Here is a 13,378-nt window from a genome sequence, read left to right as displayed (position 1 = left end):
CACCATGCCAGCCGCAAACGCACCGCTTGCCAGCCCCGCACCGCTCACCCCGGTCCGCAGCATCGCCGTCACCGGCGGCAAGGGCGGCGTGGGCAAGACCAACCTGTCGGTCAACCTGGCCGCGTCTCTGGCGCTGCTGGGCAAGCGCACCCTGCTGCTGGATGCCGACCTGGGCCTGGCCAACGTCGACGTGCTGCTGGGCCTGTCGCCGCAGAACACCCTGGCCGACCTGGTCTCGGGCCGCTGCGAGCTTGACGACATCATCCTGGAAGGCCCCGCCGGCATGCTGGTGGTGCCCGCCGCCTCGGGCCGCCGGCACATGGCCGAGCTGCAGCCGGCCCAGCACGTGGGCCTGGTCAACGTGTTCAACGACCTGCAACGGCAACTGGACGTGCTGGTGGTGGACACCGCCGCCGGCATCACCGACAGCGTGCTCACCTTCTGCCAGGCCGCACAGGACGCCATCGTGGTGGTCTGCGACGAGCCGGCCTCGATCACCGACGCCTACGCCCTGATCAAGGTGCTGGCGCGCGAACGCGGCGTGGACCGGATGCAGGTGGTGGCCAACATGGTCCGCAACCCGGCCGAGGGCCGCGCCCTGTACGACAAGCTCGCGCGCGTGTGCGAACGCTTCCTCGGCGATGTCTCGCTCAATTTCCTGGGCGCGGTGCCGCACTGCGACTGGCTGCGCATGGCCGTGCAGCGCCAGCAGGCGGTCGCCACCGCGTATCCGGCCAGTGCCTCGGCCCGCGCCATCGCCGAGATCGCCCGCCGCGCCGCCCGCTGGGAGCCGCCGGTGGCCGCGCGCGGCAACATCGAGTTCTTCATGGACCGGATGATCCGGCAGGGGGCAGTGGCATGAACCTGGCCGCCGCCGAATACCGGGCCGTGCAGCGCGCCAGCGCCAACGACACCGTCGTGCGGCACTCGGACCTGGTGCGCCGCATCGCCCATCACCTGGCCGCGCGCCTGCCGGCCAGCGTGGAAATCGACGACCTGATCCAGTCCGGCATGATCGGCCTGATCGAAGCCTCGCGCAGCTACGACCCCGAGCAGGGCGCCTCGTTCGAGACCTACGCCTCCATCCGCATCCGCGGCTCGATGATCGACGACATCCGCCGCGGCGACTGGGTGCCGCGTTCGGTGCACCGCCGCGCCCGCGACGCCGCCGCGGCCGTGCGCGAGATCGAGCAGGCCACCGGCCGCGCCGCAACGCCGCAGGAGGTCGCCACGCGCCTGGACATCCCCCTGCCTGATTACCTGCGCCTGCTGGAGGACGCCTCGCGCGGCCAGGTGCTGAGCCTGGACTCGCATGTGGAGGACCACGGCGACGTGCAGTCCCATGGCGGCGGCCCCACCCCGCAACAGGCGCTCGAGCGCAGCGACTTCGGCCGCGAGCTTGCCGGTGCCATTGGCCAGCTGCCCGAGCGCGAACAACTGGTGCTGTCGCTGTACTACGAGCAGGAACTGAACCTCAAGGAGATCGGCGCCGTCCTCGGCGTGAGCGAGTCGCGGGTGTGCCAGATCCATGGCCAGGCCGTGCTGCGCCTGCGCGGGCGCCTGTCCCAGTACGAATCGCGCGACGCCGGGCTGGAAGATGACTGACCGGCCAGCGCAGGCATACTGGAGCCATCGCGCCAACGCCGAACAACGGAGCACGAAGTGAACAAGAACATGCGCATCCTGATCGTGGACGACTTCTCGACGATGCGCCGCATCGTCAAGAACCTGCTCAACGATCTGGGCTACACCAACACCGCCGAGGCCGATGACGGCCATACCGGGCTGGCAGCGCTGCGCACGGCACCGTTCGATTTCGTGATCACGGACTGGAACATGCCCGGCATGACCGGCATCGAACTGCTGCGCGCCATCCGCAGCGACGACAAGCTCAAGACCCTGCCGGTGCTGATGGTCACCGCCGAGGCCAAGCGCGAGCAGATCATCGAGGCCGCCCAGGCCGGCGTGAACGGCTACATCATCAAGCCGTTCACCGCCCAGACCCTGGAAGAGAAACTCGGCAAGATCTTCGAGCGCCTGGCGGCCACCGCATGAGTGCCGCCGTCAGTCCCGAGCGCAGCGCGCTGATCCGGCGCCTGCACCATGCGCTGGGCGCGCTGGAGCGCGGCGACGAAAGCGCCCTGCGCGCCGAGATCGACGCCCTGGCCGCCGCCCGCACCCGCCCGCTGGTGCAGGGCCTGGGCCGGCTGGCGCGCGAACTGAGCCAGGCCCTTGGCGACCTGCCTCAGCTGCCGGACGAGGCGCGCCGCGGCATTGACCTGGACGATGCCTGCGCCCGCCTGGACCACGTGGTGGCGATGACCGAACAGGCCACCCACCGCACCCTGGACCTGGCCGACGAATGCCGCACCCTGGTCGAAGGCCTGCGCAGCGAGGGCGTATCCCAGGGCCAGGACCAGGTCCTGGACCGGATCCGCAGCAACCTCACCGAGATCGGCCTGACCCAGAGCTACCAGGACCTCACCGGCCAGATCATCCGCCGCGTGGCCGGCATCGTGCGTCGCGTGCACGAAGGCTTCGGCGCACTGGGCCTGCCGCCCAAGGACGAACAACAAGGCCCTGCCCTGGCCGGCCCGGCAGTGGGCGGCCTGGACCGCCACGCCGTGTCGCAGAACGACGCCGACGCCCTGCTCTCGGACCTGGGGCTGTAGCACCATGAGCGGGGTGACGCCGGACATCGCTGCCGACTTCATCATCGAGGCCCAGGAAATCCTGGACCGCCTCGGCGAGCAGCTGGTGACGCTGGAGCAGGCACCCGACGACCTGGAGCAGCTCAACGCGGTGTTCCGCGGCTTCCACACCCTCAAGGGCGGCGCCGGCTTCCTGGCCATCCAGGCCATGGTGGAGCTGTGCCACGCCGCCGAGGAAACCCTGGGCGCAGCCCGCGCCGGCGAAGCGCAGCTGGACCCGCTGCACTTCGATGCCGCGCAGCGCTCGCTGGACTGGCTGCAGGCAATGCTCGATGCCGTGGCCGGCGGGGTCGAACCCGAACATGCACCGCCGGAGCTGATCGCGCAGTTCAGCCTGGACGCGGCCGCCGAATGCATTCCCGGCGCACCGGCCATCACCGCATCCGCATCGGACACCATCGACGAGGACGAGTTCGAAGCCCTGCTCGACCAGTTGCACGGCAGCGCCATGCCCGGTGCCGCGCCGGCCGCCGCCGCGCCCGCACCGGCGAAGGCGAAGGCGAAGGCGCCCGACCTGATCGACGACGACGAATTCGAGGCCCTGCTCGACCAGTTGCATGGCGCCGCCGCGCCCGGTGCCCAGCCATTGCCGGCGGCGCCGGCCAAGGCCGCGGCCCCGCCGCGCGCGGCCGCACCGCCGCGCACCCCGTCACGCGCCGCGACACCGGCCCGGCCAGGCGGCAGCGAGGCCGAACACACCGTGCGCGTGGACACCCGGCGCCTGGACGCCATCGTCAACCTGATCGGCGAGATGGTGCTGGCCCGCAACCGGCTCAAGACCCTGCGCACGCGGCTCAAGGACGAGGAACTGGACCGCGCCGTCAGCAACCTGGACGTGGCCACCGCGCGCCTGCAGTCGGCGGTGATGCGCACCCGCATGCAGCCGGTGGGCAAGGTGTTCTCGCGCTTCCCCAAGGTCGCCCGCGACGTGGCCCGCTCGCTCAACAAGGAAGTGGAGCTGGAGATGGTCGGCGCCGAGACCGAGCTGGACCGCAACCTGGTCGAAGCCCTGGCCGACCCGCTGGTGCACCTGGTGCGCAACGGCATCGACCACGGCATCGAACCGCCGGAGGTGCGCGAAGCCGCCGGCAAGCCGCGCGCCGGCCGCCTGCGCCTGGCCGCGCAGCAGGAAGGCGACTACGTCGGCATCGAAGTGCAGGACGACGGCGCCGGCATCGATGCCGAGCGCCTGCGCGCCAAGGCCCGCGAGAAGGGCCTGCTGGACCCCGAAGCCGCCGCCCGCCTCGGCGTGGAGGAGTGCCTGCACCTGGTATTCCTGCCAGGGTTTTCCACCAAGGCGGAGGTCACCGACATCTCCGGCCGCGGCGTGGGCATGGACGTGGTGCAGTCGCGCATCCGCGAGCTGGGCGGGCAGATCCAGATCCAGTCCGAACTGGGCCGCGGCACCCGCTTCCTGATCCGTGTGCCGCTGACCCTGGCAATCCTGCCCACCCTGCTGGTGCAGGCCGGCGAGGCCGTGTACGCGCTGCCGCTGGCGCGCGTGCTGGAGGTGCTGCACGCCGCGCCCGCGTCGCTGGGCTGGTTCGATGGCCGCCCGGTGCTGGACCGCCAGTCCCACACCCTGCCCCTGCTGGACCTGCGCCGCTGGCTCGACCTTGCACCCGTGGAAAACAACCTGCTGACCGTGGTGGTGCTGCAGATGGGCGACTCGCGCTTCGGCCTGATCGTGGACCAGGTGCGCGGCCGCGAGGAAGTGGTGATCAAGCCGTTGCCCCGCGCCCTGCGCGGCCTGCCCGGTTATGCCGGCGCCACCCTCATCGGCGATGGCCGGCTGGCACTGATCCTGGACGTGGACGGGCTGCGCGCATCAGGCTGACCCGCGTCACGTTCCCCGCACTGCACCGGCGCAGTTGCCACCCGGTTAACACTGCGATGGCGAGGATGGGGCGTTCTCGTTAAGGAGCGCACCGCATGCCGGCCAACGCACCCCCGACGACTTCCATGCACACGCCCCACTCTTCTTCTCCACCCGGCAACGGCGCCACCGCCGCGCACCAGGGCCAGCGCGAAGGCAGCCCGGCGCCCGACCCGATCGTCATCGCCGACTGGAAAGCGCGCCTGGAAGCAACGCCCGAGGCGATCCGCGCGCTGCTGGACGCCGCCGTGGCCGAAGCCGGCCCAGCCCTGGCCGACCACTTCTACGATCGCCTGCTGGCCGATGCGCGGGCCGCACGGTTCCTCACCATCGAGCAGGTCCAGCAACGGCTCAAGCCATCGCTGCAACGCTGGCTGGCCGACCTGCTGTCGGCACGGGTAGGCGACATCGACGCGCTGTGGGCCACGCAGGAGCATGTCGGCCACGTCCACGCACGCATCGGCATCCCGGTGGACCTGGTCGGTCGCGGCGCGCGCGTGGTCAAGCAGGAGCTGTACGCGCGCCTGCGCGCACTGGCGCCGGATGCGGACACCGCACTGGAGGCCACCGTCACCGCCGGCGCGCTGCTGGACATCGCCCTGGAAAGCATGACCAGCGCGTATGCACGCTCGCGCGAGATTGCCGGCCAGATCGACGGCTCGTTCCGGCTGTTCTCGCTGATCCAGAACGTCAGCACCGAGCGCGAACGCCAGCGCGCCCTGCTGCTGGGCTGGGAGAACGCCCTGCTCTACACGCTGACCGGCGAGCAGGCAGGCGATCCGCAGGGCCTGCTGCTGTCACGCTCCGAATTCGGCCTGTGGTTCCTGCACAAGGGCCTGGCCAGCTTTGGCGACAGCGCCGAGACCCGCGAGGTGACCGCGCTGACCACGCGCATCGACCAGCTTCTGCTCGAACGGCTGCCACACGCCAACGACATCGCAGCGCGGCGCCTGCTGCTGGACGAGGTGCGCGAACTTGCCGGCCAGATCCGCAGCCTGGTGCTGGTGATGTTCGATGGCATCGGCGACCTGGAATCGGGCCGCGACGCACTGACCCGCCTGCTCAACCGCCGCTTCCTGCCCACCATCCTGCGCCGCGAGATCGCATTGCAGGCCAACACCGGGCGCCAGTTCGCGCTGCTGATGCTGGACCTGGACCATTTCAAGGACATCAACGACACCCACGGCCATGAAGCCGGCGATCGCGCCCTGCAGCACGTGGCGGCCCTGCTGGTGGACAACACCCGCGGCAGCGACTACCTGTTCCGCTTTGGCGGCGAGGAGTTCGTGGTGGTGCTCGGCTCGGTAGGCCGCTCCGAATCGCTGGTCATCGCCGAAGCCCTGCGCCGGGCCATTGCCACCTCCCCGCTGAAACTGGGCGAAGGCCACGAGGTGCCGCTGACCGCCTCGATCGGCGTCGCATTGCAGGATGGCCACCCCGACTACGAGCGCCTGCTGGCCCGCGCCGACGCGGCGATGTATCACGCCAAGCGCACCGGCCGTGACCGGGTAGTCGAGGCCAGCGACGGCCTGCCGGTGCCGCCGGGAGCCATGCTGCTGGGCGGCTGAGCCCGGGCCTGCCGCGCCGTCCTATTCGAACCCGAAGCGCAGGTTGGGCGAGGACACCACCCGCTCGCCCACCGCCTCGCCCTGCAGAAAGCGCAGTGCCGCATCAATCACCGCCGGGTCGGAGGCGACGCGATGGTGGCCAAGTCCGCTGGTAGTCAGCAGGCGCGCATCAGGCCACAGCCGCGCATAGCGCTCGCCCTCTTCCCACGGCACGTCGTGGTCGCCGATGTCGTGCACCACCAGCGCCGGGATGCCCATCGCCGGGGCGTGCAGGTGCGCGGCGAAACTGTCCACCTGCACGCCGGCCTGGCGCTCGAAGCCTTCCAGCATCCTGCCCACCAGGGTCGGCGCCAGCCCCACGGCCTGGCCGAAGCGCGCACCAGCCGCGCGCAGGTCAGCCACCGGAGCCAGCAGCACCGTCCGGCTGGTACGCACACCCGAGGCCAGCGCCAGTAATGTCGATGCACCGCCCATGGAATGGGCGACCACGGCGGCAGGCGGGCCATAGCGCCGCACCACCGCCGCCAGCGCCGCGGCAAAGGCCGGCAGCAACGGCCGTCCGCCGGTGTTGCGCCCGTGCGCAGGCTGGTCGAACGCGACCACCGCATAGCCTGCCGCACGCAACGGTTCCACCCACGGACGGAAGCGCAGCCCGTAGCTGGACCAGCCATGCGCCAGCACCACGCAGGGCTGGCACGCAGGTTCGCCCCAGGCATAGGTGGTGATGCCCTCACCCTCGCTGATCACCTGGCCGACCGCCGCATCGCTGCAGCGGTCCGCAAGCGCACGGCTGCGCGAGGTGGGCAGCGGCGTGCCGAACAGCCGCGAAGCATGACGCACGGTCGCGCCCGGCATCACCCAACTGCCCATGGAAAAGCCCCAGCGCAGCAGGCGCGGCGCACCAACTGACCGAACGATCGTGCTTTTTTGTGGCGAAGCGTGAGGGACAGCCGAGGACATGGCAGGTTCTCCAAGGTCAGGAATCAGGCGTGTGCGGTGACCGCGTGGCGCGAGAACAATTCGGCAACGGCGCGGCGCGCCAGCGCGGTCGCATCGGCCGCGCGGTACAGGCGGGCGTGGTGCAGGCCATCCATCAGCGCCTGCAACTGGAACGCCACCAGCGGCGGTTCGGTATCGGCCGCCAGGTGCCCCTCCCCGACTGCCATCGCAGTGGCATGCTCCAGTGCCTGGTGCCAGCGCCCGGCCAGCGATGCAACGTGTTCGCGCATGGGCCCGGGGCGGCCGTCGTACTCCACCGACGCGCCAAGAAACACGCAGCCGTCCGGATGCGCGCCGATCCACTCGATCCACGCCGCCATGATCGCCTGCAACCGTGGCAGCCCGCGCGGCTGCCTCAGCGAGGGCAGGAACACCGCGTCGACGAACTGCCCGGCCACCCAGTCCAGGGTCTGCCGCACCAGGTCCTCGCGCGAACCGAAGTGGGCAAACACCCCGCTCTTGGACATCCCCGCGGCGGCCGCCAGCTCACCGATGGTCACCCCTTCCAGGCCGAGCCGCGAAGCCATCTCGGCAGCGCGGTCCAGCAGCACCCCGCGGGTACTGGCGCCCTTGGGGGTAGCCGCGGCGGTGGCAGGTGACGGTTCCATGCCGCTTGAATAGCACGACCGTTCGTTTTATTCAAGCGCCATGGTGACAAGAAGGAACGTAAAGACGATCAGACTTTCAGACCATCAGACCGGGCGGCTACGGGATCGCCACTGCGTCTCGCCCCTGCTTCGCTTCGACGCCAACGTCCATGACGCAGACCTTGTGGCCCAGCGACATGCTGTTGCCTTTTCCGTGACCGGCTGAAGCCATGCCAAGAGGCCAATAGCAGACGTCCATGACTTCAGACAAATGCTTCGACCCCACATGGGGAATCCCTGCGATGGCGACACCCAACACTTGATCCATGTTTCGGCCCGGCTCGGAACACGTCAGGCATGCGGCGGAAACGCCCAGACCTCCTTCATACCTCCAGACTGGCGCGGTCGGATTCATACCCGCCTATCGACGTTCGACCGGCTTCGATCGGAATGCCACAGCACCCCCATGCCTCAGCCTTACGACCAAGTCTGAAGTGTGATCCTCAAGATCGGTCAGCACTTCGATCTGGTAAGGAAGATACGGGTCTTGAGGCACTACTTCGATGCAGTAGGTTGCTGCACAAGCTTGGGGATGAGCAACAGGCGGCGGCCCAGCTGCAATCGCAGCTCCGCTAAGGAAGGCGGCCACTGCAGCCGCACGTACAGCAGGCGCATTGCGCTTGACCATAAGGGTCCCTGGCTCGTAGGGAGAGTGACAGGCATCGTAACGGTAGCTCTCAGTCCCCGGCGCCTTGCGCAGCCGGTGCGTGGTCGAACTGGTACAGGCCGCCGTTGTTGGAGAGGTTGCCACGGGCATCGCGGCCCGGCCCGATCGTACTGAGGCCGGACAGGCCACCATGAGTTGACCTAGGTCAATTACACCTGCCGGCGGGTTGAACAGACTGCGCGCCATGGAAACGGCATGGTCCTGCCACGGTCTGGTCGCTGCGCAGCGGGCGCGGGCACTGCGATGCGCAAGGCGGGCCACGGCCACGCATCCGGCAACGGGCCGGCGCTGCGCCCGGGTGGATGCGGAGAAGCCTCCATCGCGCGTGGCGCTCTGACGCCTTGCTTCGTCCGGACGCGGCGCACGCGCCGGGCGCCCTGACCTCCCCCCTTCCCTCCCCACCGGCCATGCGTGCCGGCGCGCGGATGTGCGACCCGGATGACCGCCCATGGGCCCGATCCAGCTCAGTTACAGCACCTTCGGCCTGACCGACCTGTCCTTCGCCGATGCACTGGCAGCGGTGGACGAGGCCGGCTACGACGGAGTGGAGCTGTCGTTCCATCGCCGCCAGTTCAACCCCTTTGAACTGGATGACGACGCGCTGGCGCAGGTGCGCCGGCAGTTGCAGCGGTTGCGGGTCAAGCCGGCGTGCATGGCCACCGCATCGCACTTCTTCGATCCGCAGCGTCCGCACGAACCCTCGCTGATGTCGCTGGACCTGGCCGGGCGCAAGCGCCGCATCGACCTGGTGCGCCGCGGCGTGCGTACCGCCCGGGCGCTGGGTGTGCCGCTGGTCAGCTTCGGCAGCGGCTTCATCCGCGACGAGCACGTGCGCCACCCGGGGGTCGATCCGGGCGAGGTGCTGGCCGACAGCATCCAGCAGTGCCTGGCGGAGATCGGCCAGGGCGAGGACATCACCCTGCTGGTCGAGCCGGAACCGGGCATGTTCATCGAAACCATCGACCAGGGGCTGGCGCTGGTGGAGGCGGTCGGCTCGCCGAAGTTCAGGCTGCACGTGGACCTGTGCCATGCATGGTGCTCCGAGCACGACATCGCCGGTGCGCTGGCAAGGGCCGCTCCCCTCACCCGTTACCTACACGTGTCCGACGCCCCGGCCGGCTACAACCTGAAGATCGCCAGCGATGCAGCGGATCTGGTGTTCGACCTGGATTTCGCCAGCGTGCTGGTGTATTTCCCCGACGACGCCGGCTTCCTGCTGGTGGACCGGCGCCACCCGCTGCACGTGGCCGACACGCCACCGGATGCGGCACGCAGGCGCCGCATCGACGCGCTGCTGGCCCGGGCCGGGGTGGACCAGGCGCCGGTGCATGTGGACTACGGCAACCTGCATGCCGGCAGTTCGGCACTGGACGACGAGATCTTCACCTACCTGATCTCGGTGCCCGGGCTGGCGTTCGACGTGCTGGAGCGCGCCCTGCCGATCCTTGCCTACCTGCGCGGCGCCACCTGCCTGCCGCTGGTGGAGCGTCGCCTGGCCAACACCCTCACCGGCCTGGCCCATTTCCACGAGATCCCCGGCGAGGGCGTGCTCGATTTCGCGTCCAGCTTCCGCACCCTGGCCGACAACGGCTTCTCCGGCTACGCCACGGTGGAGCTGTACCACCATGTGGCCTCGTGGCGGCAGGCGCTCTATCACAGCCATCGCCACCTGGCTGCGGTGCTGGCGGGGGCGCGGGCATGATCGACGTCGTTGCCCTGGGCTGGGACCCGGCCACGGTGGGCGAGCTGGACCACCGCACGCTCAAGGCGCCCACGCTCAAGCTGCGCTCGGCGCGGCAGGCCGGACGCGACGGCGCGCTGTTCTGCGTGGACCTGCGCGTGCGCCGTCCCAATGCCGGCGCCTTCCTGTGCGATACCGCGCTGCACTCGCTGGAGCACTTCCTGCTGGAAGGGCTGCAGCGCGAGCTGCCGGGAAATTTCGTCGGCGTCGGCCTGATGGGCTGCCAGACCGGCTTCTACCTCACCTTCCTCGACGAGGGCCGGGCACAACGGCTGTGCGCCGCGCTGGAGGCCGTGCTGACCGGCGTGGCCGCGGCCACGGCCGTGCCCTATGCCGACATCGCCCAGTGCGGGCACTACCGCAACCACAGCGTGGAACAGGCGCAGGCGGTGGCGCGCGAGATCCTCGCCGCGCGTGCGCACTGGCTGGAGGCGGCATGAGCGCCAGCCGCTGGCAGGTGCGCGCCACGCGCCCGGTGGCCTACGACATCCTCACCGTGGCCGATGTATTCGACCCGGCCGATCCGGCGCTGCTGGCCGGCGGCCGCACGCATGGCGGGCGCCGCTTCGTGGTGGTGGACGCCAACGTGGCACGCCACTGCGGCGCGCGCATCGGCACCTACTTCGCGCAGCGCGACGTGGATGCACGGATCGTGGTGGTCGCCGGCGGCGAGCAGCACAAGTCGGTGGACATGTTCCTGGAGCTGGTGCGCGAGCTGGACGCCTTCCCCATCCACCGCCGCGACGAACCGATCATCGCCATCGGTGGCGGGGTACTGACCGATCTGGTCGGCTTTGTCGCCTCCAGCTACCGCCGCGGCGTGCCGCACCTGAAGGTGCCCACCACGCTGATGGGCTACGTGGACGCGGCCGTGGGGATCAAGACCGGGATCAACGCGCATGGCCGCAAGAACCGCCTGGGTAGCTTCGAGCCGCCGTTGCGGGTGCTGCTGGACCGCTCCCTGCTGGCCACCCTGCCCCGCCGCCACCTGCGCAACGGGGTGTGCGAGATCGTCAAGCTGGCGGTGATCAAGGATCTGGAACTGCTGCGCCTGCTTGAACGGCACGGCGCGCACAGCACCGCGGCGCGGTTCCAGGACCCGGCCGGCAGCGTGCTGCTGGACCGTGCCATCGGCGCGATGCTGGAGGAACTGGAGCCGAACCTGTTCGAGGACAACCTGGAGCGCAGGGTCGATTTCGGCCACACCTTCAGCTACGGCCTTGAAACCCGCCATGGCGAACGGCTGCTGCATGGCGAAGCGGTGCTGCTGGACATCCTGGTCTCGCTGGCGATTGCCGCCGCGCGCGGACTGCTGGACGACGGCGAAGTCGGCCGCGTGCATGCGCTGGTCCAGGCACTGGACCTGGCGCCGGACACCGCGCTGCTGGACGGCGCGCTGATGTGGCAGTCGCTGCTGGACCGTACCGAACACCGCAACGGCCTGCAGCGGGTGCCGATGCCGCGCGGGCTGGGTGGCTGCGTGTTCCTCAATGACATCACCCGGCGCGAACTGGACGCCGCCATCGCCATCACCCGAGACCGGACCGGAGCGCATGAACCAGCACTGCAATGTGGATGAGGACGAGGTCGCCAGGTTCGACCGGGTCTCGCAACTGTGGTGGGACCCGGCCGGGAAGATGGGCATGCTGCACGCCATCAACCCGCTGCGCAGCGCGTTCGTGATGGAACCGCTGGCGGCGATCGCGCGGCCCAGGGTGGTGGACGTGGGCTGCGGCGGCGGCATCCTGGCCGAGGCGCTGGCCCGCGCCGGCATGCAGGCCGTTGGCATCGACCAGTCCACCCAGTCCCTGGAAGTCGCGCGCCGGCATGCGCTCGGGCAGGGCCTGGACATCGACTACCGCATCCAGACCGCCGAGGAACTGGCCGCGTGCGAGCCGGGTCGCTTTGATGCGGTGACCTGCCTGGAGATGCTCGAACACGTCCCCGACCCGGCGGCGGTGATCGATGCCTGCGCGCGCTTGGTACGGCCCGGTGGCCACGTGTTCTTTTCCACCATCAACCGCACCTTCAAGGCGTGGCTGTTTGCCATCGTCGGCGCCGAGTACGTGTTGCGCATCCTGCCGCACGGCACCCACCGCTACGACCGGCTGATCCATCCGCTGCAGATGCGCGGCTGGGCCAGGCACAGCGGCCTGCAGTTCGTGCGCAGCTCAAGCCTCATGTACAACCCGTTCAATCGCCGCTGGCGCATCGCCCATGACCGCGAGGATGTGAACTACATCGCCCACTTCATCAGGCCGGCGGTGGCGCGATGAAAACCTTCCTTGCCCTGTCCCGCTCCACCCATGGCCTGCTGGACGTGGCCATGCCCGGCTTCGCGGCCCTGCTGTGGCTGGGCGGCTTCCCCGAATGGAAAGTACTGGTGCTGGCGCTGGCCACGGCGGTGGCCGGCTACACCGCCATCTATGCGCTGAACGACCTTGTGGGCGTGAAGGCCGACCGCGAGAAGTTCGCCGCCGCCGGCCCCAACGCCGGCTACTCGGTCGAGGCCTCGGCACTGCGCTACCCGGTGGCGCGCAACCTGCTGAGCCTGCGCAGCGGCATCGCCTGGTTCGCGTTCTGGTATGCACTGGCGCTGGCCGGCGCGTGGCTGCTCAACCCGCCGCTGGTGATCGTGGTGCTGGCCGCGGCGGTACTGGAGGCCGCGTACTGCCTGCTGCTGAAGGTGTCGTGCTGGCGCACCCTGGTCAGCGGCCTGGTGAAGTCCGCCGGACCGGTGGCGGCGGTGTACGTGGTGGTGCCCGATCCGCACCTGCCGCACCTGGCATTGATGGTGGCCTGGCTGGTGCTGTGGGAAATCGGCGGCCAGAACATCCCGGCCGACTGGAACGACATCGAGGAGGACCGCCGGGTCGGTGCCCGCACCATCCCGCTGGTGTACGGCACGCGCGTGGCCGGCGCGCTGGTGCTGGCCAGCCTGGTGCTGTGCGTGGCGGTGGGCGCACTGTTGCCGCAGGTGTCGCCGCTGGCGCTGGGCTGGCCCTGGCAGGTGGCCAGCGTGACGGCCGGGATGCTGCTGCTGGTGCTGCCGGGAGTGCGCCTGTTCCTGTCGCATGAAGGGCGTCGCGCCGCGCGCCTGTTCGACCTGGCCAGCCTGTATCCGCTGGTGATGCTGGCGCTGGTCACCGCTTTCGTTCTGCTGCGTTGA

Annotated in this window: 13 protein-coding genes; 11 read left to right on the top strand and 2 right to left on the bottom strand. The window is 69.8% G+C overall.

Features of this window, described 5'->3' with window-relative positions:
• Positions 1–4 precede the first annotated feature (4 nt).
• From ACEJ41_RS06085 to ACEJ41_RS06060, 6 genes are all read left to right on the top strand, one after another.
• Entirely contained in the window at positions 5–862 is an 858-nt protein-coding gene (locus ACEJ41_RS06085) for a P-loop NTPase (protein ID WP_374013890.1), read from the top strand.
• Complete coding sequence (locus ACEJ41_RS06080; RefSeq protein WP_374013889.1) at positions 859–1,605, top strand: RNA polymerase sigma factor FliA; 747 nt, start codon at positions 859–861, stop codon at positions 1,603–1,605. Before ACEJ41_RS06085 ends, ACEJ41_RS06080 begins: the two co-directional genes overlap by 4 nt.
• Positions 1,606–1,662: 57 nt before the next feature.
• Positions 1,663–2,055: a chemotaxis response regulator CheY gene (gene cheY / locus ACEJ41_RS06075; RefSeq protein ID WP_374013888.1), complete on the top strand. Its 393-nt coding sequence runs from the start codon at positions 1,663–1,665 to the stop codon at positions 2,053–2,055.
• A complete protein-coding gene (locus ACEJ41_RS06070; RefSeq protein WP_374013887.1) occupies positions 2,052–2,672 on the top strand; it encodes a protein phosphatase CheZ in 621 nt (206 codons plus the stop codon). Before cheY ends, ACEJ41_RS06070 begins: the two co-directional genes overlap by 4 nt.
• A 4-nt stretch (positions 2,673–2,676) precedes the next feature.
• The gene (locus ACEJ41_RS06065; protein ID WP_374013886.1) at positions 2,677–4,548 is read left to right on the top strand and encodes a chemotaxis protein CheA; all 1,872 of its coding nucleotides are present in this window, start codon (positions 2,677–2,679) and stop codon (positions 4,546–4,548) included.
• A gap of 125 nt (positions 4,549–4,673) precedes the next feature.
• Complete coding sequence (locus tag ACEJ41_RS06060) at positions 4,674–6,155, top strand: diguanylate cyclase (protein ID WP_374013885.1); 1,482 nt, start codon at positions 4,674–4,676, stop codon at positions 6,153–6,155.
• A gap of 21 nt (positions 6,156–6,176) precedes the next feature.
• Here ACEJ41_RS06060 and ACEJ41_RS06055 read toward each other — a convergent pair whose 3' ends face one another.
• Together ACEJ41_RS06055 and ACEJ41_RS06050 are read right to left on the bottom strand one after the other, a co-directional pair.
• Positions 6,177–7,025 (bottom strand): alpha/beta hydrolase, encoded by an 849-nt coding sequence (locus ACEJ41_RS06055; RefSeq protein WP_374013884.1) that lies wholly within the window; start codon positions 7,023–7,025, stop codon positions 6,177–6,179.
• A gap of 113 nt (positions 7,026–7,138) precedes the next feature.
• Complete coding sequence (locus ACEJ41_RS06050) at positions 7,139–7,762, bottom strand: TetR/AcrR family transcriptional regulator (RefSeq protein WP_374013883.1); 624 nt, start codon at positions 7,760–7,762, stop codon at positions 7,139–7,141.
• Positions 7,763–8,916: 1,154 nt separating this feature from the next.
• Here ACEJ41_RS06050 and ACEJ41_RS06045 point away from each other — a divergent pair.
• The 5 genes from ACEJ41_RS06045 to ACEJ41_RS06025 are packed head-to-tail and all read left to right on the top strand — an operon-like array spanning position 8,917 to position 13,378.
• Positions 8,917–10,170 (top strand): TIM barrel protein, encoded by a 1,254-nt coding sequence (locus ACEJ41_RS06045; RefSeq protein ID WP_374013882.1) that lies wholly within the window; start codon positions 8,917–8,919, stop codon positions 10,168–10,170.
• Entirely contained in the window at positions 10,167–10,649 is a 483-nt protein-coding gene (locus ACEJ41_RS06040; RefSeq protein ID WP_374013881.1) for an S-ribosylhomocysteine lyase, read from the top strand. Before ACEJ41_RS06045 ends, ACEJ41_RS06040 begins: the two co-directional genes overlap by 4 nt.
• Positions 10,646–11,788: a sedoheptulose 7-phosphate cyclase gene (locus tag ACEJ41_RS06035; RefSeq protein WP_374013880.1), complete on the top strand. Its 1,143-nt coding sequence runs from the start codon at positions 10,646–10,648 to the stop codon at positions 11,786–11,788. The genes ACEJ41_RS06040 and ACEJ41_RS06035 overlap by 4 nt, the downstream gene beginning before the upstream one ends.
• A complete protein-coding gene (ubiG, locus tag ACEJ41_RS06030) occupies positions 11,763–12,485 on the top strand; it encodes a bifunctional 2-polyprenyl-6-hydroxyphenol methylase/3-demethylubiquinol 3-O-methyltransferase UbiG (RefSeq protein ID WP_374013879.1) in 723 nt (240 codons plus the stop codon). Before ACEJ41_RS06035 ends, ubiG begins: the two co-directional genes overlap by 26 nt.
• Positions 12,482–13,378 (top strand): UbiA family prenyltransferase, encoded by an 897-nt coding sequence (locus ACEJ41_RS06025; protein ID WP_374013878.1) that lies wholly within the window; start codon positions 12,482–12,484, stop codon positions 13,376–13,378. The genes ubiG and ACEJ41_RS06025 overlap by 4 nt, the downstream gene beginning before the upstream one ends.

It is taken from the genome of Pseudoxanthomonas koreensis, from assembly GCF_041890415.1.
GTDB classification, from domain to species: Bacteria; Pseudomonadota; Gammaproteobacteria; order Xanthomonadales; family Xanthomonadaceae; genus Pseudoxanthomonas; species Pseudoxanthomonas koreensis_A.
This window is presented reverse-complemented; position numbering and strand designations above follow the sequence as displayed.